Raw genomic sequence first — 20,543 nt, 5'->3', positions numbered from 1 at the left:
GCACCAGGTAGGGTGCTGGCCAGCACAAGACACGGGGTGCCCCTGCCGGGGCTGAGATCACACCCGCCGAACCTGATCTAGCTCGTACTAGCGAAGGGATGTCACGCATGTTGCGTACCCCCACGGACCTGACCGACTTCAGTTGCGCCGCCCTGGACCACGTCCGGAGCAGCGAGCCACTCGTCCACTGCATCACCAACAGCGTCGTGGTGAACTTCACCGCCAACGTGCTGCTCGCCGTCGGCGCGGCACCCGCCATGGTCGACATCCCCGACGAAGCTGGCCCGTTCGCGGAGATCGCCTCTGGGCTGCTGATCAACCTCGGCACGCCGACGGGGGAGCAGCGGGCCGCGATGCGGGAGGCTGCAAGCGCCGCGACCGGCGCCGGGACGCCCTGGGTCCTCGACCCGGTCGCGATCGGGTCCCTGCCGGTCAGGACCCCGCTCGCCCACGAACTGCGCGACCTCCGTCCGACCGTCGTGCGCGGCAACGCCTCGGAGGTGCTGGCCCTGGACGGGACCGGCGCCGGCGGCCGGGGCGTGGACGCCTCCGACGGCGTGGACGCAGCCCTCCCCGCAGCGCGCTCCCTGGCGGAGAGGACGGGCGCGGTCGTCGCCGTCTCGGGCCCGGTCGATGCCGTCACCGACGGGCAGCGCCTCGTCCGCATCGACAACGGCGACCCGGCCCTGACCCGGATCACCGGGGGTGGCTGCGCCCTCGGCGCGCTGCTGGCGGCCTTCGCCGCTGTTGACGAGGACCGGCTGGCGACCACGGTGGCGGCGATCACCGTCTACACCGTGGCGGCCGAGCTGGCCACGATCCGCTCGACCGGGCCGGGAAGCTTCGGGCCGGCGCTGCTGGACGTACTGGCCCAGGTGGACGCGGACACCATCGCTGCCCGGGCGGCACTTTCATGAGGGCCGACCTGTCGCTCTACCTGGTCACCGACTCCGCCCAGGTGGCCGCGGCCGGGCACACGCTGCCCGACCTGGTGCGGCGGGCGGTCGCCGGTGGCGTCACCGCGATCCAGGTCCGTGAGAAGCGGGCCACCGCCCGCGAGTTCCTGCACCTGGTGCACGGGATCGCCGAGGTGCTCCCCCCGGAGGTGGCGTTGCTGGTCAACGACCGGGTCGACGTGTTCCTGGCAGCCCGGGCCGCGGACACCCGGGTCACCGGTGTGCACGTGGGCCAGTCCGACATGCCGCCCGGGGCGGTCCGCGCCCTGGTGGGTCCGGACGCGGTCATCGGGTTGAGCGCCGGGACCGTGGAGCAGGTCCGTCGCGCCGCGCTCGACCCCGCGGGGGTGGACTACGTGGGGATCGGCGCGCTGCACGCCACCGCCACCAAGGACGACGCCCCCGAACCACTGGGGCTCACCGGCTTCGCCGCGGTGCTCGCCGAGAGCCGACTGCCCGCCGTCGCCATCGGCGGCGTGACGCCGGCGGACCTCCCCGCCCTGCGCGAGGCGGGTGCCGCCGGCGCCGCGGTGGTCTCGGCGGTGTGCGCCGCACCCGACCCGGAGTCCGCCGCGCGCGAACTGCGCCGGGCCTGGGACGACGCAAGGTCGGAGGACGCGCGATGACGGGCGAGCCGATGACGCCGCAGCCGGCACACGGCATACCCCGGGTGTTGAGCATCGCGGGCACCGACCCGACCGGCGGCGCGGGTCTCCAGGCGGACCTCAAGAGCATCGCGGCCAACGGCGGCTACGGCATGGGCGTGGTGACCGCGCTCGTCGCCCAGAACACCCATGGCGTCCGGTCCGTGCACGTGCCGCCGGTGCCCTTCCTGCTCGAGCAGCTCGAGGCCGTCAGCGACGACGTGGAGATCGACGCTGTGAAGATCGGCATGCTCGGCTCGGCGCAGATCGTGGAGGCGGTCGGCGGGTGGTTGGACCGGGTGCGCCCGCCCGTGGTGGTGCTCGACCCCGTCATGGTCGCCACCAGCGGGGACCGGCTGCTCGACGCCGATGCCGAGCAGGCGCTGCGGGAGCTGCTCGCCCGGGCCGACCTGGTGACGCCCAACATCCCGGAGTTGGCGATCCTGGCCGAGGAGCCGGTCGCCGAGGACTGGCCGGCCGTGCTGGCCCAGGCGGCGCGCGTCTCGGAGCGCCACGATGTGGTCGTGCTCGCCAAGGGTGGTCACCTCGGCGGGGACCGGGCGCCCGATGCGCTGGTGGACGCCACGGGCGGAAAGGTCGGGATCGAGGAGTTCGACGCGGAGCGCGTCTCGACGCGGAACACCCACGGCACCGGGTGCTCCCTGTCCGCCGCCCTGGCGACGCGCGGTGCGGGTGCCGATGGATGGGGTCCGGCGGTCGCCGAGACGAAGCGGTGGCTCACCGAGAGCCTCCGGCACGCCGACGACCTGGCGGTGGGCACCGGCCACGGGCCGATCCACCACTTCGCCGGGCTGTGGGCCCGGGGCGGCACCGCCACCGCGCCGCAGCCCGCCGAGGTCGCCCGACGGTGGTGGGCCGACGTGGCCCCGATCCTGGCCGAGATCGACGAGCTGCCGTTCGTCCGGGGCCTGGGGGAGGGGAATCTGGAGCGGGAGCCGTTCGTCTGGTACCTGGCGCAGGACGCGATCTATCTGCGCGAGTTCGCACGGATGCTCGCCGAGGCGAGCAGGCTGGCACCGACCCCGCAGGAGCAGGCGTTCTGGGCCTCCAGTGCCGAGGGCGCGATCGTCACCGAGCTCGCACTGCACGAGAGCTGGATCCCGGAGGGCACCATGTTCACCGCGGAGCAGGGCAGGGCGACCACGGCCTACCTGGACCACCTGGTGGCCGCGGGCGCCGGTGGCAACTACGCCGTGCTGGTGGCGGCGCTGCTGCCGTGCTTCTGGATCTATCAGGACGTCGGTGACCGGTTACGGCCGCTCTCGCACCCCGGGCACCCCTACCGTTCCTGGCTGGACACCTACGCCGACGAGGCCTTCGCCGAGTCCACCCGTCGCGCGATCGAGGTCGTCACGGAGGCCGCCGCCGCGGCGGACCCGGCGACCCGGGATCGGATGCACACGGCGTTCGTGCGCTCGAGCGAGCACGAACGGGAGTTCTTCGCCGCGCCGTTGGACGCGGTCCGCGGCGACAAACCCGCTACGAAAAGGCGGGGTGGGACGACAAACTCGCTATGAAAATAGGTGCTTGACGACGCGGGCGGGGGTGCCGACGGCGACGACGTCGGCGGGGATGTCCTCGGTGACGACCGAGCCGGCGCCGATCACGCTGTTCTCCCCGATGGTGACACCGCCGAGCACGATGACGCCGCCGCCCAGCCACACGTTGTCCCCGATGGCGATCGGGGCGGCGCTCTCGATCTTGGCCCGGCGACGGGCCGGGTCGAGCGGGTGCGTCGGGGTGAGCAACTGCACGTTGGGGCCGATCTGACAGTCCCGTCCGATGGTGATGGGGGCGACGTCCAGGGCGGTCAGGTTGTAGTTGACGAAGGTGCCGTCCCCGATCGTGATGTGGGTGCCGTAGTCGACGAACAGCGGCGCCCGGATCTCCACGTCCTCGCCGACCTCCCCGAGCAGTTCGCGCAGGATGGTGCGGGCGGCGATCGGATTCTGCGGGTATGCCGTGGCGTAGGAGCTCTGCAACCGCACCGCGCGCTGGGCCTCCCGGACCAGGTCGGGGTCGTCGGCAATGTACTCATCCCCGGCGAGCATCCGCTCCCGGTGGCTCCGGGGGTCCCCGGCGAAGTAGTCGGTCACGCCCCAAGGCTGTCACGGGTGCACGGCTAGGCTGGCCCCGGGCTCCCGCCCCACCGGCAGTGCCGCCGGGCATCCTGGAGTTCGAGGAGACCCGATGGACGACACTCTCCTGCAGTCCCTCCACGAGACGTTGGCGGACGACGACCTCGAGGGAACGGCGGACCTGTTGACCCGATTCGCCCCCCAGGAGGTCGCGGCGACCCTCGAGCGGCTCGGCGGCCCCCGTCAGGCGGTCGCCTTCCGGCTGCTGGAGAAGGATGCCGCACTGGCGGTGTTCGAGGCGTTGGATCCGGCGGCCCAGCGCGAGCTGGTCGACCAACTGGGCGAGCAGGAGGTGGCGGAGGTCTTCGCCCGGCTCGACCCGGACGACCGGGTCGTCCTGCTCGATGAGCTCCCAGCGACGGTGGCGACCAGTCTGATGCGCTCTGTCCCCGAGGATGCCCGCGCACGGACGGACGCCGTGCTGGGCTACCCGAAGGGGTCTGTGGGGCGCCGGATGACTCCCGACTTCGTGCACGTGCGCCCCACGGACACACTGGGCACCGCACTGGACCGGGTCCGTCCGGCCGGTGCGGCCTCGGAGACGATCTACACGATCCCCGTGGTGCAGGACGGCCGGCGCCTGGTCGGGGTGGTCAGCCTGCGCAGCCTGCTCCTGCCCCCGGGCGGAGACCTCGTGGTCGACCACATGGCGCCGCCGATGTTCGCGTATGCCGACGAGGACGCTGAGGAAGCAGCCCGCCGGTGCGTGGAGCGCCGCGTGCTGGCGTTCCCGGTGCTGGACCGGGAGGAGCGGCTGCTGGGGATGCTCACCATCGACGACGCCACCCGCATCGTGGAGGCGGCCCGCGACGAGGACGAGGCACGGGCGGGGGGCGCCGAACCGCTGCGGCTGCCCTACCTGCGCACCCCGGTGCGGCAGATCACCCGGTCGCGGATCGTGTGGTTGCTCGTCCTGGGGGTATCGGCCGTGCTGACGGTGAACGTGCTCGAGCTCTTCGAGGCGACGCTGGAGCAACGGGTCGCGCTGGCCCTGTTTATCCCGCTGCTCACCGGAATCGGAGGGAACACCGGGTCCCAGGCCGCGACCACCGTCACCCGGGCGATGGCCGTGGGCGAGGCCCGTCCCCGTGACGTGGGACAGGTGGCGCTGAAGGAACTGCGCACCGGCGCGCTTCTCGGGTCCTTGTTGGGGGTCCTGGGGTGGGCTGTGGCTTCCCTCGTCTACGACCCTGGCCTGGGTGCCGTGATTGGCCTGACCCTGCTCAGCGTCTGCACCCTCTCGGCCACCGTGGGCGGGGCGATGCCGCTGGCGGCCAAGGCGATGGGGGTGGACCCGGCCGTGTTCTCCACACCGTTCATCTCCACCTTCTGCGACGCGGCCGGCCTGCTCATCTACTTCACCATCGCCCAGCGGGTCCTCGGCCTCTGACCGGTGAATTCGGGGCGCCGTCCCGGTCAGGACCTGTGTCACGCCCACCCGACCCCCGGAGGAGCCGATGAGCGCCACGCCCGACCCGACCGACGAGCAGGTGCGGGAGGCCACCCGGCAGGAGCGCCGCGCCCTCGCCGACCTGCTGACCGACCTGCCGCCGGAGGGGTGGGATGCGCCCACCCTCTGCGACGGCTGGCGGGTGCGGGAGGTCGTCGCCCACATCACCATGGCCTACCGTTACTCGCTGCCCCAGGTCATCGCGGGCATGGTCCGGGCCCGTGGCAACTTCCAGCGGATGGCGGACCGCGCTGCGCGCAGGGACGCGGCAGTGCTGACCCCGGAGCAACTGACCGCGTGCGTGGTCGAGAACATCGGGCATCCCTGGAAGCCCCCAGGAGGTGGCCTGGTGGGCGCCCTGTCGCACGACACCATCCACGGGCTCGACATCACCGAGGGCCTGGGCACCGGGCGGCGGGTGCCGCTCGAGCGGCTCGCGATGGTGCTCGCGGGGACCCGGCCCAAGGACGTGCGCTACTTCGGGGTCGACCTGACCGGCGTGCGCCTGGTGGCCCGTGACCTCGACTGGTCCCTCGGCACGGGGTCCGAGGTCAGCGGGGCGGCACAGGACCTGCTCCTGGTGATCTGTGGCAGGGGTGCGCCGCCCGGACGCCTCGCCGGACCGGAGGCCGGGCGATTCACCCGGTGAGCAGCCCCGCGACCTGCTCCGGGCGCGTCATGACCCCCAGGTGGTCCGAGGGTAGCTGGTGCACGACCCAGCCGCGGTCGGCCGCGGCCGCCGCCTCCTCGGCATACGCGTCGCTGAGCTGCACGTAGTCCACGCCGGCGGGTTCCCACCCGGGTGAGACCCCCACCGGCTCGTCGTAGAAGTCACCGGGGAGCTCGGGGCTGGTGGTGTCGAGCTCCTCGCGCAGCGACTCATCCGGCAGCAGCGCCGCGAGGTCGTCGGCCGGCCACCACCGGGTCCACCGCGGCAGCCGCGGCCCGCCGTGCTCGGTGCGCAGCCGGGCGGCGAAGGCACGGACCGCCTCGGAGGGGGCGGACTCCCCGGATTCGGCGGGGAGCACGGCGTCCAGGAAGACCGCGCGGGCCGGCGGGCGGGCCGCGGCCACCGGGGAGAGCAGCACCCCGGAGCCGGAGTAGCCGACCAGCAGGTCCGGCCCGGGACCGGTGGCGGCGTAGTCGCGTGCGCCCTCCCGCACGGGCGGGGCGTCGACCAGCTCGTCGACGGCGCGCACGCACTCCCGGGTGGCGCGCCGCCACCAGGAGGCCGCGACCGTCAACTCAGCGGTGTAGTCCGGGACCGCGACGTCGTGACCGGCGGACGCCAGCACGTCCTGCAGCGGACGCCAGACCACCGGCGAGAGCGCCGGAGGGTGGACCAGGAGGATGCGCATCGCGGTCGGCCCGGGGTGGGGGCGTGGTCAGCCGTGCCGCCACTGCGGCGGGCGCTTCTCCACGAAGGCTGTCATCCCCTCGGTGCGGTCCTCGGTGGCGAACGTCGCGTGGAAGGTGCGCCGCTCGAACCGGACACCCTCGGACAGCGTGGTCTCGAACGCGCGGTTCACCGCCTCCTTCGCCGCGTAGGTCGCGGGCAGCGACATCCCGGCGATGGTCGCCGCGACCGCCTTCGCCTCCTCCAGGAAGCCCTCGGCCGGCAGGACCCGGGACACCAGCCCGGCACGGTCGGCTTCCTCGGCGCCGATGGTGCGGCCGGTCAGCACCAGGTCCATCGCCTTGGCCTTGCCGACGGCGCGGGTCAGGCGCTGCGAGCCGCCGATGCCCGGGATCACCCCCAGGCTGATCTCCGGCTGGCCGAACTTCGCGGTCTCCGAGGCGAGGAGCACGTCGCACAGCATCGCGAGCTCGCAGCCGCCGCCCAGTGCGTAGCCCGACACTGCGGCCACCAGGGGCGTGCGCACCTGGGCGAGCGAGTCCCAGGGGCCGAACCAGTCGGACAGGTAGACGTCCTGGTAGCTCCGGGACTGCATCTCCTTGATGTCTGCCCCGGCGGCGAAGGCCCTCTCCGACCCGGTCACCAGGATTGCCCCGACGCCCCGGTCGGCATCCATCTCCTGAGCCGCCGTGACGACCTCGAGCATGAGCGCGTTGTTGAGCGCGTTGAGGGCCTTGGGCCGGTTCAGCGTGATGATGCCGACCCGGTCCTCGCGGGTCACCAGGATGTGCTCGTATGTCGTCACGCGGCACCCCCGTCCGCCGCACCGGAGTGCTCGCGGATCTCGTTGATGATCGAGGAGAAGTCCAGGCGGGCGGCGTCACCGTCGGCCCAGGCCCGGTAGATCTGCGCCGCCATCGACCCGAGCCGGGATTCGGTGCCGGTCTGCTCGACCGCGTGCATCGCCAGCCCCAGGTCCTTGGCCATCAGCGCGCTGGCGAATCCGCCGGTGAAGTCCCGGTTGGCCGGGCTGGTGGGCACCGGGCCCGGGACGGGGCAGTTGGTGTTCAGCGCCCAGCAGGTGGCCGTGGCGTTGGAGGTGACGTCGAACAGCGCCTCGTGGGTCAGCCCGAGCTGCTCGCCGAGCACGAAGGCCTCGCTCACCCCGATCATCGAGATCGCCAGGATGAGGTTGTTGCACACCTTGGCGGCCTGGCCGGCGCCGGCCTCGCCGCAGTGCACGATCCGCTTGGCCATCGGCTCGAGCACCGGCTGGGCGGCCGCGAAGTTCTCCTCCGAGGCGCCGACCATGAAGGCCAGGGTGCCGGCCTCGGCGCCGACGACCCCGCCGGACACCGGCGCGTCGATGGTCCGGTGCCCCGCCTCGTCCGCCAGCCGGGCGGCCTCGCGAGCGTCGGCCACGGCGATGGTGGAGGAGTCGATGAACAGGGTGCCGGGGTCGGCCAGCGCGAGCAGGCCGGGCGACTCGTCGGTGCCGCGGTAGGCGTCGAGCACGTGCTGGCCGCTGGGCAGCATGGTGATGATGACCTCGGCGCCCGCGACGGCCTCGGCCGCGGTGGGGCGCACGTCGACGCCGTGCTCCCGGGCGTGGGTCTGGGCCGCCTCGACCGGGTCGAATCCGTGCACGGTGTGCCCGTCCCGGAGGAGGTTGACGGCCATCGGGCCGCCCATGTTGCCGAGTCCGAGGAACGCGATGACCTTGCTCATGGTGCTGCTCACTCCTGTGTCGTGGGGGCAGGGCTGGTGGGGGAGCCGCCGAGACCGAGCTCGGGGCGGTCGGTGAATGGGGCGAAGGCACGGGCGACCGTCCCGGGGTCGACCTCCTCCAGGGTGGCGGGGGACCAGGCGGGGTTGCGGTCCTTATCGATGACCTGGGCCCGCACGCCCTCGCGGAAGTCCGGGCCGGCGAAGATCCGCAGCGCCAGGCGGAACTCGGTGTCGAGCGCCTCGCGCAGCCCCGGCAGGGTGGCCGCCCGGCGCAGCGCCTCCAGCGTCAGCGTGACCGACGTCGGGGACTTGCGCGAGATCCGCTCGGCGGCCTTCCCGGCTGCGTCCTCGGGGCACTCGCGCAGGGCCGCGACGATCTCGGGGGCGGTGTCGTGGGCGTAGGCGGCGTCGATCCACCCGCGGTCGGCCTCCAGGGGCGCCTCCGGCGCCGGCTCGCTGAGGCGGGCGACCGCCTCAGCCGGGTCCTCGGTCGCCAGGGCGGACACCAGGTCGGGCAGCCGGTCGGAGGGGACGTAGTGGTCGGCGAGGCCCACGAGCAGGGCGTCACCCGGCCCGACCGAGCCCGCCGTGAGGCCGAGGTGCGTGCCGAGCTGACCCGGCGCCCGCGAGAGCAGCCAGGTCCCACCGACGTCCGGGATGAAGCCGATGCCGGTCTCCGGCATACCGATCGAGGACCGTTCGGTGACCACCCGGATCCGGGAGTGCGCCGAGAGCCCGATGCCGCCGCCGAGCACGATGCCGTCCATGAGGGCCACGAACGGCTTGGGGTACTCGGCGATGCGGGCGTTCAGGTGGTACTCGTCGTGCCAGAACTGTGCCGAGGACTGCCCGTCGCCGGAGACGGCGTCCTGGTAGAGCGAGACGATGTCACCGCCGGCGCACAGGCCCCGGTCGCCGCGACCGGTGAGCAGCACCGTCTGCACCGCGTCGTCGGTGGCCCAGGCGTCCAACTGCTCCCGGATCAGGCCGACCATCTCGTGGGTCAGGGCGTTGATGGCCCGCGGGCGGTTCAGCTCGATGTGCCCCAGGTGCCCGGTGGTGGAGAAGAGGACCGGCTGCTCCGCCGGTGCCAGCTGCTCGGCGCTCACCGGCCCGCCTCCACGATGGACCGGCCGATGATGACCCGCATGACCTCGTTGGTCCCTTCCAGGATCTGGTGCACCCGCAGATCGCGGACCACCTTCTCCACGCCGTACTCGGACAGGTAGCCGTATCCACCATGCATCTGCAGCGCCCGGTTGGCGACCTCGAAGCAGGCGTCGGTGACGAACTTCTTGGCCATCGCGCAGAGCCGGACCGCGTCCTTGTCGCCGGCGTCCAGCGCGTCGGCGGCCCGGTGCAGCAGCAGCCGGGAGGCCTCCAGGTCGGTGCCCATGTCGGCGAGCTGGAAGACCAGGGCCTGCTGGGTGATCAGCGGGGCCCCGAAGGCCTTGCGGGTCTTCAGATAGTCGATCGCCTGCTCGTAGGCCCACTGGGCCCCGCCCAGGGAGCAGGCGGCGATGTTGAGGCGACCGCCGTTCAGCCCCTTCATCGCGATCGAGAAGCCCTGCCCCTCGGTCCCGATGAGCTGCGAGGCGGGGACCCGGACCTGGTCCATGATCACCTGCCGGGTGGGCTGGGCGTTCCACCCCATCTTGCGCTCGTTGGCGCCGAAGCTCAGCCCGGCCGCGTCGCCCGGGACGATGAAGGCGCTGATCCCCTTGGGGCCTGGCTCCCCGGTGCGTGCCATGACGACGTACACGCCGGAGGTGCCGGCGCCGGAGATGAACTGCTTGACCCCGTTGAGCACGTAGTCGTCACCGTCGCGGCGGGCCGTGGTGCGCAGCGCGGCAGCGTCCGAGCCTGCATCGGGCTCGGTGAGGCAGTAGCTGGCCAGCGTCTCCATCGAGGCCAGCGTCGGGACCCACTGCTGCCGCTGCGCGTCGTCGGCGAAGGCATCGATCATCCAGGTCGCCATGTTGTGGATGGAGATGTAGGCCGCGATCGTCGGGTCGGCCCGGGCCAGCTCCTCAAAGATCCGGACTGCGGCCGCACGGTCCAACCCGGAGCCCCCGACGTCCTCCTGGGTGTAGATGCCGCCCAGCCCCAGTGAGCCGGCGCGGTGCAACGCCTCCACGGGGAAGTGTTTGTCCTGGTCCCACTGGACGGCGTGCGGCGCGAACTCGCCCTGGGCGAAGTCACGCACCGCCTCGACCATCGCCTCGAGCTCCTCGGGGTCCACGGGGTCACCTCGCTGTGTCGTGTCGGCTCCGGCGGGAGTGGCCGGTGGGTCCGAGGGTAGCGACCGGCGCACCGGATCGGGGCCCGGGGCCCTACCCTGGGTGGCGCACCCACCCGCACTCCGTCCGCGCGACCGTAGGCACGGACGACCGCTCACCGAGGAGGCCCCATGGCCGTCAACCTGCGAGGGCGCAGCCTGCTGTCGCTCCAGCACCACTCGCCGGCGGAGATCCGGCACCTGCTGGACCTGGCGGGGGAGCTGAAGCAGGCCAAGCGGGCCGGCACCGAGCGTCCCCTCCTCACGGGCCGCTCGATCGCCCTCGTCTTCGAGAAGACCTCGACCCGCACCCGCTGCGCCTTCGAGGTGGCCGCGGCCGACCAGGGGGCGCACACCACGTTCCTGGACCCGAAGTCCACCCAGATCGGGCACAAGGAGTCCATCAAGGACACCGCACGGGTGCTGGGCCGGATGTTCGACGCGATCGAGTACCGCGGCTCCGCCCAGGAGGTGGTGGAGCAGCTGGCCGAGTTCTCCGGCGTGCCGGTGTACAACGGGCTCACCGACGACTGGCACCCCACCCAGATGCTCGCCGACGTGCTCACCATGACCGAGCACACCACCAAACCGCTGCACGAGATCTCCTACGCCTACCTCGGCGACGCCCGCAACAACATGGGCAACTCGCTGCTGCTCATCGGGGCCAAGCTGGGGATGGACGTGCGGATCGGGGCGCCGGCGGCACTGCAGCCGGAGGAGGACTTGGTCGCCGCCTGCCGCGAGGTAGCCGCCCAGACCGGCGCCCGGCTCACCCTGACCGAGGACCCGGTGGAGGCCGTGACCGGCGTGGACTTCGTGCACACCGACGTCTGGGTCTCGATGGGCGAGCCGGTGGAGGCGTGGGGGGAGCGCATCGGGGTGCTGCTGCCCTACCAGGTGAACGCGGACCTGATGGCCGCCACGCAGAACCCGCAGGCCAAGTTCATGCACTGCCTGCCGGCCTTCCACGACACCGACACCGACGTGGGGCGAGAACTGGTCGAGCAGTACCCGCACCTGGGCGACGGGGTCGAGGTCACCGACGAGGTCTTCGAGTCGCGGGCCAGCATCGTCTTCGACCAGGCGGAGAACCGGTTGCACACGATCAAGGCGCTGCTCGTCGCCAGCCTCCGGTGACCCCGGCCGTCCACCGGGGCCGACGAGCGCCCCGCGCCCGCGTGAGAGGCTTGGGTCATGGCTGAGGGGGATCTGGAGGAGCGCCCGACCGAGGCACCGGTGTCGCGCGTCGAGGTGTCCCAGTTGCGGGACCCCGAGCACAAGGTCTCACCGCGGGCCATCGCCTACTGGACGACCGAGGCGCTGATCACCCAGACCGTGCTGCTGGGGATCCTGCTGGCCGTGTACTTCTTCGCGCTGCCCGAGAGGTGGTGGTGGGCCACCGCCGTGCTCGTCCTGTTCGGCGCCATCGCCGTCGTCGACATCCTGGTCAAGCCGCGCTACCGCTTCGCCGTGCACCGTTGGGAGGTCAGCCCGACGGCGATCTACACCCGGACGGGGTGGGTCAGCCGGGAGCAGCGGATCGCGCCCCTGTCGCGGGTCCAAACGGTCGACTCCACGCAGGGGCCGCTGATGCGGGCGTTCCGACTCGCCTCGATCACGGTGACCACCGCCTCCGCGGCGGGACCGATCAGCATCGTGGGGCTGGACCGGGACCTGGCCGAGAAGGTGGTGGCGGAGCTGACCGAGATCACCGGTCAGATCGAGGGTGACGCGACGTGACCCAGGGCCCTGACCCGGGACCCGAGCACCTGCCTCCCCCCACGGGGCCCCGGCACGATCTCCCCACGGGGCCGCGACACGATCCCCCCGCCGCGGAACCGACGGTGCCCGGCTCAGCACCGGACCTGCCGCCGCCCGACGGTCCCCCGGAGGGTCCGGCATACCCGTTGCCGCCCCCGCCGGAGCTGGCGCGCACGGACGACTGGCACCAGCTGAACCCCAAGATGCTCCTGGTCACGCCGGTCCGGACGCTGCTGGGGTTGGCCGTGCCGATCGTGATCACCCTGGTCGGAGTCGGACGGGGCGTCGGCAGCGACTGGGCCTTCCGGGCCGCGCTCTTCATGGCGGTGGCCGCCCTGCTCTTCGGCATGGTGCCGTGGATCGCCACGCGGTACCGCTTCACCGACACCCAGCTGCAGGTGCGCCGGGGGCTGATCAGCCGCAACGTGCTGACCGCCCCACTGGACCGCGTGCGCAGCGTCGACCTGGAGGCCAGCCCGCTGCACCGGATCCTCGGGCTGACCAGGGTCAAGGTGGGCACCGGGGTGGACGACACCCAGATCGAGCTGGACGCGCTCGGCAAGGACGAGGCCGCCGAGCTGCGCCGCTACCTGCTGCGCCGCAGTGAGGTGGTCCCCACCCCCGGACGCCCGGTGGGCGTCGGCAGCACCGGGACCGTCGACGACAGCGGCGCGGGTGCGGGGCCGGGCGCCCGGGAAGGCACCGGGGAGGGCGCCCTCGACGGGATGGACCCGGACGAGGTGGAGCTCGCCCGGATCGACTGGTCCTGGTTGCGGTTCGCACCATTCAGTCTCTCCAGCCTGGCCATCGTGGCCGCCGTCTTCGGTGTCACCTCCCAGTACATCGGCGACATCGACATCGACCTGTCCGTCGTCGAGGGGGCCTGGGAGCGGGTGGCCGCGCAGGCCCTCGTGGTGGTGGTCGGGACGGTGACCCTGATCCTCCTCATCGCCTGGGTGCTGTTGTCCACCGTGAACTACGTGATCCAGTGGTGGAACCTGCGGGTGGTCCGGGAGCCCGGCGGCACCCTGCGGGTGACCCGCGGGCTGTTGACCACGAAGGCCACCACCGTGGAGGAGGCCAAGGTCCGCGGGGTGCGGATGAGCGAGGTGCTGCTGCTGCGGATGGTCCGGGGAGCGGAGCTGTTCACCATGGCGACCGGTGTGGGATCCGGCGGCACGAGCAAGATCCTGCCGCCGTCGCCGCGGTCCGTCGCGCAGCAGGTGGGGCACACCGTGCTGGAGGAGGACACGCCCCTCACCCTGAGGCTGCGCCAGCACGGTCCGCAGTCCCGCACGCGACAGTACGTCCGCGCCCAGTGGGACACCCCGGTCTTCGTCGGTGTGGCGATGGTGGCCACCCACCTGCTGGACTGGTCCGCCTGGGTGCCGGTCCTGGTCGGCGTGGTCTTCGCCCTGCTCGGGCTGTGGGCGGGCTATGAGAACTACCGCAACCTCGGGCACGAGCTGACCCCCCGCTACCTGGTCAGCGGCAACGGTGCCCTGGTGCGGCAGCGGCACGCCCTGGAGCGCGAGGGCATCATCGGCTGGGTGGTCCAGCAGAGCTTCTTCCAGCGCCGCAGGGGACTGGCCACCCTGCTCGCGACCACCGCGGCGGGCCCCGAGGTCGTCGAGGTGAAGGACCTGCCGCTGGAGATGGCCGTGCGTCTCGCGGACTCCGCGACACCCGGGCTGCTCACCCAGTTCGCGGCCGGGTCCGACACACCGGGGGACACCGGGGGGTCTGGCGCGAACTAGGCCAATGGGTGTACCAATGGTCTATGTCCGTCGCGTCCACCAAGCACGCGCTCGTCCGGGACCGGTTGCTCGCGCGCATCGAGACGATGCTGCCGGGGGAGGCGCTCCCGGCGGAGCGGGAGCTCGCGAAGGAGTTCGAGGTCGCCCGGATGACGCTGCGGCGGGCGACGGATCTGTTGGTCTCCGAGCGGCGGCTGGTCCGCAAACCCGGGGCAGGGACCTTCGTGGCCCCGTCCTCGGTGGCGACACCGTTGACCGCCACCTCCTTCTCCGACGACATGCGGGCCCGGGGGTTGCGACCCGACAGCCGCACGGTGCTCTCCCGCCGCCTGCCCGCGGACCTGTCGCTGGCCGCGCTGCTCGAGATCGAGCCCAACGCCGCCGTGCTGCACGTGCGTCGGCTCCGGCTGGCCGACGATGTGCCGATGGCCCTGGAGGACCTCTACGTGCCGGGCGACCTGGTGCCGGGCCTGACCGGCGCCGACCTGGAGCACGCCTCCTTCTACGCCCTGCTCGGGGAGCGGTACCGCCTGCACATCAAGACCGGACAGCAGGTGATCGAGCCCGCGGTGGTGGCCGGTGTCGAGGCCGAGTTGCTCGAGGTCGCTGAGGGGACACCCGCGTTCCGCTTCGAACGGACCTCCCGGGTGAGCGGCGGCCGGGTGGGGGAGTTCGTCCGGTCGCTCTACCGGGGGGACCGCTACCGGATCGTTGCCCAGATCTATCCAGAACCGCTCGGCGCCCCACCACGGGGTGCCGGAACGTAGCCCACTGGTCGACGCCAGTGCGACGAGAGGATCACACGATGCGCATCACCCCGACCCACGACCCCGGGGACCTTCGCGCCCGGGCACACCGTCGGACCCGGGCGTTCCGCGGCGCCGCGGGATTGTCCGTCCTGGCCCTGGCACTCGCCGCGTGCAGCGGCGGAGACGGCGGCAGCACGGACGCGGCCGAGCTGTCCGGAGACACCTGCGAGCCGATCACCGACGGCAGCGCCGAGGGCGAGCAGCTCACGGTCTGGATCATGGAGGGGACCAACCCCGACTCCGGGCCCTTCTTCGAGGAGGTGGCCGAGGCGTTCGAGGAGCAGACCGGCGCGACGTTGGACGTGCAGTTCCAGGCCTGGGGCGACGCGCAGACCCGGATGAACAACGCGATCGCCGGCGGGACGACGCCCGACGTCTCCGAGGTCGGCACCACCTGGACCCCCTCGTTCGCCGACGCCGGGGCGCTGGTCGCGCTGGACGAATGTGTCGCCGCGGCCGGCCTGGGGGAGGACCTGGTCGAGGGGCTGGTGGACGCCGGCACCTACGAGGAGGGTCTGTACGGCATGCCCTGGTATGCCGGGGTGCGCTCGATCGTGTACCGGACCGACGTCTTCGAGGCGGCCGGGGTGGAACCCCCGACCACCTGGGACGAACTGGTCGCCGTCGGGGAGGCCGTGCAGGAGGAGGAGCCGGACATGTTGCCCTTCCCCATCCCCGGTGACAGCGAGTTCGGGCTGCTGCCGTTCATCTGGGGCGCCGGCGGTGAGCTGGCCACCGAGGAGGGGGGGACCTGGACCTCCGGTGTCGACTCGCCCGAGGCCCAGGAGGGCATCGAGTTCTACACCGGCCTGGCGACCGAGCACGACTTCTCCTCCGCCGCGGCACAGAGTTGGAACGAGGCCGACGTGCGGGACGCCTTCGCACGGGGCGAGGTGACGATGATGATCGCCGGCAACTGGACCATCGGCTCGCTGCTGGAGGCCGACCCCGAGCTGGAGGGCAAGATCGGCGCCTTCCCCATCCCGGGCCCCGACGGCGGGTTGAGCCCCTCCTTCCTGGGCGGCTCGCACCTGGGCATCTTCAACAACACCGACAACCCGGAGCTGGCCTGGACCTTCGTCGAGCTGATGACCACCGGGGAGTTCGCCTCCGCCTGGGGCCAGGACAGCGGCTACTTCCCGGGCACGGCCTCGTTGCTGGAGGAGGTGCAGGCGCAGGACGACCCGCTGGTCGCGCCGTTCGCCCAGCAGATGGCGGAGGCAGGCGCCAGCGTGCCGGTGACACCGCTGTATGAGCAGGTGCAGGGCAAGAAGACCCTCGCGGCGCTCCTCCAGCAGGTCCTGTCCGGCGACTCCACGGTGGAGGAGGCCAGCAGCGCGGCCAAGGCCGAGATGGACGAGATCTTCGGATCCGGGGGCCGATGACGGCACCGGACCAGGCAGCCCCGCCCCGCCCCGCGGTGCAGCAGCGACCCCGGCGCCACCGGACGCTGCCGCACCGCAGGGTGTGGCGTCCCTGGCTGCTGCTCGCGCCGGCCCTGCTCACCCTGGGCCTGCTCCTGCTGTTCCCGCTGTACCGGGTGCTGGACCTGTCCTTCCAGGACTACGGGCTGCGCGAGCTCAACCAGGGGCTCAGCAACTACGTCGGGTGGGACAACTACTCCCGGATTTTGGGGGACCCGCTGCTGCGCACCGCCCTGGGGAACACGGTGGTGTTCGCCGTGGTCACCGTGCTGCTCACGGTGGTCTTCGGGACCCTGGTGGCCCTGTTGCTGGCCCGGCTGGGCCCCTGGATGCGGGGCCTGGTGACCACCACCATCCTGGTGGCGTGGGCGATGCCCGCGGTCAGCGGCACCTACGTCTGGGTGTACTTGTTCGACGCCCCGAACGGCCCCGTGCTGCGGGGCCTGGCGGCACTCGGGCTGGCCGACGCCTCGAGCGTCAACTGGTTCGCCGACCGGCTCTCGTTCTACGCCATCGTGGTCCTCAACGTCGTGCACCACGGCTTCCCGTTCGTGGCGGTCACCGTCCTGGCCGCCCTGATGACGCTGCCGCGGGACATGATGGAGGCGGCGATGATCGACGGTGCCAACGCCTGGCAGCGGTTCTGGCACGTCACCTTCCCCACGCTCAGGCCGGTGTTCGCGGTCGTCACCATCCTGTCGACGATCTGGGACTTCAAGGTGTTCGCCCAGGTCTATCTGATGCCGGGCGGCAGCGGCGCCAACCGTGAGGTGCTCAACCTGGGCACCTGGTCCTACGTCACCGGCATCAGCCAGCGCCAGTTCGGTCTGGGATCCACGATCGCGGTGCTGCTCACCCTGCTGCTGCTCGCCATCACGGCGGTCTATCTGCGGGTGCTTTTCTCGGAGGAGGAGGACCTGTGACCGTCGGCAGCCAGAGCGCACTGGGCCGGGTGCTCACCGGTGTCGCGGTGGTGGCGCTCCTTGTCTTCACCCTGGCCCCGGCGTTCCTGATGATCTCCACGGCCCTGGACGCCAATGCCAACGACGGCAACCGCAACCTGTTGCCGACCGACCTGACCCTGGACAACTTCCGCTACGTCCTGGGTCGGGGGCAGTTCTCCACCTACCTGCTCAACTCCCTCATCGTGGCGGCGGGCACCGTCCTGGCCTGTGGGCTGCTGGCGCTGCTGGCCGCGGTGGCCGTGGCCCGCTTCCGGTTCCGGCTGCGCACCACGGTGCTGTTGATGATCCTCACGGTGCAGATGGTCCCGCTCGAGGCCCTGGTCATCCCGCTGTTCCTGCAGGCCCGCAGCCTGCACCTGCTCAACAGCCTGCTGGGGCTGGTCATCGTCTATGTGGCCTTCTCGCTGTCCTTCGCGGTGTGGATGCTCCGCGGCTTCGTCGCCGCCGTGCCGCAGGAGATCGAGGAGGCGGCCTACGTCGACGGCGCCAGCTGGGGGCGGATGTTCCGGTCCGTCCTGCTGCCGCTGGTGATGCCGGGTCTGGTGGCCACCAGCATCTTCTCCTTCATCATGGCGTGGAACGAGTTCATCTTCGCGATCACCTTCATGGACGACCAGGCCCAGTTCACCGCCGCCGCCGGGCTGCGCAGCTTCTTCGGGCGCGACAGCGACAACTGGGGGGCCATCATGGCCGGGTCGACCCTCATCACCGTGCCGGTCATGCTCTTCTTCGTGGTGGTGCAGCGCCGGCTCTCCGAGGGTCTCGTCTCCGGGGCGGTGAAGGGGTGAGCGGCCGCACGGCCGACCCCGGGCTGCGTCGCCTGGTCTCCGGGCTGCTGGTCACCGGGTATGCCGGACCCGACGTCCCCGCCTGGCTCGCGGCCGAGCTGTCGGCCGGGTTGGGTGGGGTCGCCTGGTTCGCCCACAACGTCGCCGGGACCGTGCCGCCGGAGCAGTTGGCCGCGCAACTGCGGGACCACGGGGATGCCCTCGTCTGGTGCGACGAGGAGGGCGGCACGGTGACCCGGCTGGACCACGGTGCCGGGTCGCCGTTCCCGGGGCACGCCGCGCTCGGGGTGCTCGACGAGCCCGACACCACGAGACGCGTGGCCCTGGCGATGGGTGCGCGGGCGGTCCGCTCCGGGGTCGACGTGGTGCTGGCCCCCGTGGTCGACGTCAACTCCGACCCGGAGAACCCGGTCATCGGCGTCCGGTCCTTCGGCGCCGACCCCGCGCTCGTGGCCCGTCACGGGGTCGCCTTCGTCACCGGGGTGCAGCAGTCGGGGGCCGCTGCCTGCGCCAAGCACTTCCCGGGGCACGGCGCGACCCGGACGGACTCCCACCTCGAGCTCCCCGTGGTCGATGACCCCGAGGAACTGCTCCGGGACCGGGACCTGGCGCCGTTCGCGGCGGCGGTCACCGCAGGGGTACGGGTGCTGATGACCGCCCACGTCGTCTATCCGGCGGTCGCCGCCGAGCCGGCCACGGTCAGCGGCGCCTGGCTGCGGGTGGCCCGATCCGAGTTGGGGTTCGACGGCGTGGTCGCCACGGACGCCCTCGACATGCAGGCCATCTCCCGCGGCATGGGACGGGGTGCGGGAGCCGTCGCGGCACTCCGGGCCGGCGTCGACGCGGTGTGCATCGGCAACCCCGTCTTCCCCGAGCCGTATGCCGCGGAGCAGGTCCTCGAGGACGTGCGCCGGGCGGTGCTCGCCGCGGTCGATACCGGGGAACTGCCGGTCGTCCGCCTGGAGGAGGCAGCCCGTCGGATGTCGGAGTTGGCTACCTGGCGGCGCACACAGCGGGCGCCGGACCCGCACGGGGAGGCTGACCCGGTGGGCCTCGCCGAGGCCCTTGACGCGGCGGTCCGCTCGCTCCGGGTGTCCGGCGCACCCGCTGGCGTCGCCGCCGACCGGGGGCCCCTCGTGCTGGTCGCCTCCCGGCGGAACATGGCCGCCGGGGACAGTCTGCTGCCCGCTGCCTGCACCCGTCACTGGCCGGACGCACGGGTGGAGGAGCTCCATCGCGGTGACGGTGCCCGTCTCCGGGCCCTGGTGGCCCGTGAACCCGACCGGGTGCCGGTCCTGGTCGTCGACGGGGCGGACCGGGACCACCTGGTCGAGACGGCGCTCGCCATCCGCCCGGATGTCGTGGTCATCGACGCCGCCCCTCCGGGCTGCGCCGACCACTCGGACGACGCCCCGGGGGGCGGGGCACAGTGCCACACCCGGATCCGCACCTGGGGTGGTGGCGCCAGCCTGGTGGCGGCCTTCGACCTGCTGGCCGGTGCCTGAGGTGCCGTCTGTGGAGGGGCCCGTGCTGGGGTGCGACCTGGGGCGCACGTCGTGCCGGGTTCGGGTCGTGGCACGGGGCATCGTGCGCGACGGGCGGGGGACCGGATTCACCGGGCTGACGGCCCCCGACGGGCCGGAGGACGGCCTGGCCGCGCTGCGCCGCGCCGTGGAGGACCTCGGGACGGTCGTCCCGCCGCCGGAGGTCCGTGCCGTGGTGGTGGGCGCCGCCGGTGCGATCGCCTCCCGGGCAGCGGTGCAGCGGCTCGCCGCACTGGTCGCCGGGGACTGGCCCGCGGCCGAGGTCGTCGTGGGCTCGGACGCGGTGGTCGGGCACGCCGGGCACCTCGGCGGCCGCGCCGGGGTGCTCCTGCTGGCGGGGACCGGCGTGGTGGCCGTGGGCCTGGGCGAGACCGGCCGGTGGCAGCGCACCGACGGGTGGGGGCACTGGCTGGGCGACCGCGGCAGCGGGGCCTGGATCGGCCGTCAGGCGCTCCGCGCGGTGCTGCGCGCCCACGACGGGCGGGACCGCCCCACGCACCTCACCGACCTGGTGACCCGCCGGCTGGGGCCTCCCGACGGGCTCCCCGACCTGGTCCCCGCCGACGGGACCCTGCCCCGCTGGTCAGCCTCCCTGGTGCCCGATGTCGTGGCCGCGGCCGGTGCGGGGGACCCCGCGGCGCGGCGGATCCTGGACGGCGCCGTCGGGGCCTGGCTGGAGACGGCCGCCGCCTGCGCGCGCACGACAGGGGCAAGGACCGTGTGTCTCGCCGGCGGCCTGGCCGAGGTGCCCACCCTGCGCGAGCGGTGGGCCGAGCGCCTCCCCGACGAACTCAAGGGGGTGCCGAGCGTCGGCGACGCCCTGGACGGTGCGCTGCTGCTCGCCGACCGCCGCGACCTACCCCACGAGGCGCACCTGGTGCGCCGACCCCGCACGGAAGGCACGGAGCCTGGATGAGTCATGA

20 protein-coding genes and 1 riboswitch are annotated in these 20,543 nt (G+C 72.6%); of the genes, 14 read left to right on the top strand and 6 right to left on the bottom strand.

Translation table 11 applies throughout. The features are described 5' to 3' along the window. Positions 1-22: 22 nt before the first annotated feature. Positions 23-116, top strand: a riboswitch (TPP riboswitch). The 3 genes from thiM (at position 108) to AC1QRC_RS17420 (ending at position 3,138) form a co-directional block, all read left to right on the top strand. Continuing rightward, on the top strand, positions 108-917 hold the full coding sequence (gene thiM / locus AC1QRC_RS17430) for a hydroxyethylthiazole kinase (RefSeq protein ID WP_484204507.1): 810 nt from the start codon (positions 108-110) through the stop codon (positions 915-917). Its footprint overlaps the riboswitch before it by 9 nt. Then, a complete protein-coding gene (gene thiE, locus AC1QRC_RS17425) occupies positions 914-1,582 on the top strand; it encodes a thiamine phosphate synthase (RefSeq protein ID WP_484204506.1) in 669 nt (222 codons plus the stop codon). The genes thiM and thiE overlap by 4 nt, the downstream gene beginning before the upstream one ends. After that, entirely contained in the window at positions 1,579-3,138 is a 1,560-nt protein-coding gene (locus tag AC1QRC_RS17420; protein ID WP_484204505.1) for a bifunctional hydroxymethylpyrimidine kinase/phosphomethylpyrimidine kinase, read from the top strand. The genes thiE and AC1QRC_RS17420 overlap by 4 nt, the downstream gene beginning before the upstream one ends. On the opposite strand, the gene AC1QRC_RS17415 is transcribed toward AC1QRC_RS17420, so the two are convergent. Further along, positions 3,133-3,672, bottom strand: a complete 540-nt coding sequence (locus tag AC1QRC_RS17415; RefSeq protein WP_484206678.1) for a sugar O-acetyltransferase — start codon at positions 3,670-3,672, stop codon at positions 3,133-3,135. The genes AC1QRC_RS17420 and AC1QRC_RS17415 overlap by 6 nt on opposite strands. 139 nt (positions 3,673-3,811) lie before the next feature. Here AC1QRC_RS17415 and mgtE point away from each other — a divergent pair, with 139 nt between their 5' ends. Then, positions 3,812-5,149 (top strand): magnesium transporter, encoded by a 1,338-nt coding sequence (gene mgtE, locus AC1QRC_RS17410; RefSeq protein WP_484204504.1) that lies wholly within the window; start codon positions 3,812-3,814, stop codon positions 5,147-5,149. 67 nt (positions 5,150-5,216) lie between these two features. Then, entirely contained in the window at positions 5,217-5,858 is a 642-nt protein-coding gene (locus AC1QRC_RS17405) for a maleylpyruvate isomerase family mycothiol-dependent enzyme (protein WP_484204503.1), read from the top strand. On the opposite strand, the gene AC1QRC_RS17400 is transcribed toward AC1QRC_RS17405, so the two are convergent. From AC1QRC_RS17400 to AC1QRC_RS17380, 5 genes are read right to left on the bottom strand one after another with little or no spacing between them, the layout of a single operon-like run. Beyond that, complete coding sequence (locus AC1QRC_RS17400; RefSeq protein ID WP_484204502.1) at positions 5,848-6,567, bottom strand: hypothetical protein; 720 nt, start codon at positions 6,565-6,567, stop codon at positions 5,848-5,850. The genes AC1QRC_RS17405 and AC1QRC_RS17400 overlap by 11 nt on opposite strands. Before the next feature lie 27 nt (positions 6,568-6,594). Then, positions 6,595-7,371 (bottom strand): enoyl-CoA hydratase, encoded by a 777-nt coding sequence (locus AC1QRC_RS17395; RefSeq protein WP_484204501.1) that lies wholly within the window; start codon positions 7,369-7,371, stop codon positions 6,595-6,597. Next, positions 7,368-8,294 (bottom strand): 3-hydroxyisobutyrate dehydrogenase, encoded by a 927-nt coding sequence (mmsB, locus tag AC1QRC_RS17390; RefSeq protein WP_484204500.1) that lies wholly within the window; start codon positions 8,292-8,294, stop codon positions 7,368-7,370. Before mmsB ends, AC1QRC_RS17395 begins: the two co-directional genes overlap by 4 nt. An 8-nt stretch (positions 8,295-8,302) precedes the next feature. Further along, positions 8,303-9,403, bottom strand: a complete 1,101-nt coding sequence (locus AC1QRC_RS17385) for an enoyl-CoA hydratase/isomerase family protein (RefSeq protein ID WP_484204499.1) — start codon at positions 9,401-9,403, stop codon at positions 8,303-8,305. Then, entirely contained in the window at positions 9,400-10,536 is a 1,137-nt protein-coding gene (locus AC1QRC_RS17380; protein ID WP_484204498.1) for an acyl-CoA dehydrogenase family protein, read from the bottom strand. Before AC1QRC_RS17380 ends, AC1QRC_RS17385 begins: the two co-directional genes overlap by 4 nt. A gap of 168 nt (positions 10,537-10,704) precedes the next feature. Here AC1QRC_RS17380 and AC1QRC_RS17375 point away from each other — a divergent pair, with 168 nt between their 5' ends. The 9 genes from AC1QRC_RS17375 to AC1QRC_RS17335 all read left to right on the top strand — a co-directional run bounded on the left by AC1QRC_RS17375 (position 10,705) and on the right by AC1QRC_RS17335 (position 20,536). Beyond that, positions 10,705-11,709, top strand: coding sequence for an ornithine carbamoyltransferase (locus tag AC1QRC_RS17375; RefSeq protein WP_484204497.1), 1,005 nt, complete (start codon positions 10,705-10,707; stop codon positions 11,707-11,709). A gap of 57 nt (positions 11,710-11,766) precedes the next feature. After that, on the top strand, positions 11,767-12,312 hold the full coding sequence (locus tag AC1QRC_RS17370) for a PH domain-containing protein (protein ID WP_484204496.1): 546 nt from the start codon (positions 11,767-11,769) through the stop codon (positions 12,310-12,312). Between the two features lie 104 nt (positions 12,313-12,416). Further along, positions 12,417-14,090: a PH domain-containing protein gene (locus AC1QRC_RS17365; RefSeq protein ID WP_484204495.1), complete on the top strand. Its 1,674-nt coding sequence runs from the start codon at positions 12,417-12,419 to the stop codon at positions 14,088-14,090. Positions 14,091-14,113: 23 nt separating this feature from the next. Further along, positions 14,114-14,857, top strand: coding sequence for a GntR family transcriptional regulator (locus AC1QRC_RS17360; RefSeq protein WP_484204494.1), 744 nt, complete (start codon positions 14,114-14,116; stop codon positions 14,855-14,857). A 38-nt stretch (positions 14,858-14,895) separates the two neighbouring features. Next, complete coding sequence (locus tag AC1QRC_RS17355) at positions 14,896-16,284, top strand: sugar ABC transporter substrate-binding protein (RefSeq protein WP_484204493.1); 1,389 nt, start codon at positions 14,896-14,898, stop codon at positions 16,282-16,284. After that, positions 16,281-17,246: a carbohydrate ABC transporter permease gene (locus tag AC1QRC_RS17350; RefSeq protein ID WP_484204492.1), complete on the top strand. Its 966-nt coding sequence runs from the start codon at positions 16,281-16,283 to the stop codon at positions 17,244-17,246. The genes AC1QRC_RS17355 and AC1QRC_RS17350 overlap by 4 nt, the downstream gene beginning before the upstream one ends. Then, positions 17,243-18,076: a carbohydrate ABC transporter permease gene (locus tag AC1QRC_RS17345; RefSeq protein WP_484204491.1), complete on the top strand. Its 834-nt coding sequence runs from the start codon at positions 17,243-17,245 to the stop codon at positions 18,074-18,076. Before AC1QRC_RS17350 ends, AC1QRC_RS17345 begins: the two co-directional genes overlap by 4 nt. Next, positions 18,073-19,581 (top strand): glycoside hydrolase family 3 protein, encoded by a 1,509-nt coding sequence (locus AC1QRC_RS17340; RefSeq protein ID WP_484204489.1) that lies wholly within the window; start codon positions 18,073-18,075, stop codon positions 19,579-19,581. Before AC1QRC_RS17345 ends, AC1QRC_RS17340 begins: the two co-directional genes overlap by 4 nt. Beyond that, positions 19,532-20,536 (top strand): N-acetylglucosamine kinase, encoded by a 1,005-nt coding sequence (locus AC1QRC_RS17335; protein ID WP_484204488.1) that lies wholly within the window; start codon positions 19,532-19,534, stop codon positions 20,534-20,536. The genes AC1QRC_RS17340 and AC1QRC_RS17335 overlap by 50 nt, the downstream gene beginning before the upstream one ends. Positions 20,537-20,543 lie beyond the last annotated feature (7 nt).

The organism is Ornithinicoccus sp. (assembly GCF_057176825.1).
Note: the sequence above shows the minus strand (reverse complement) of the source record. Positions and strands in the feature narration are given on the sequence as shown.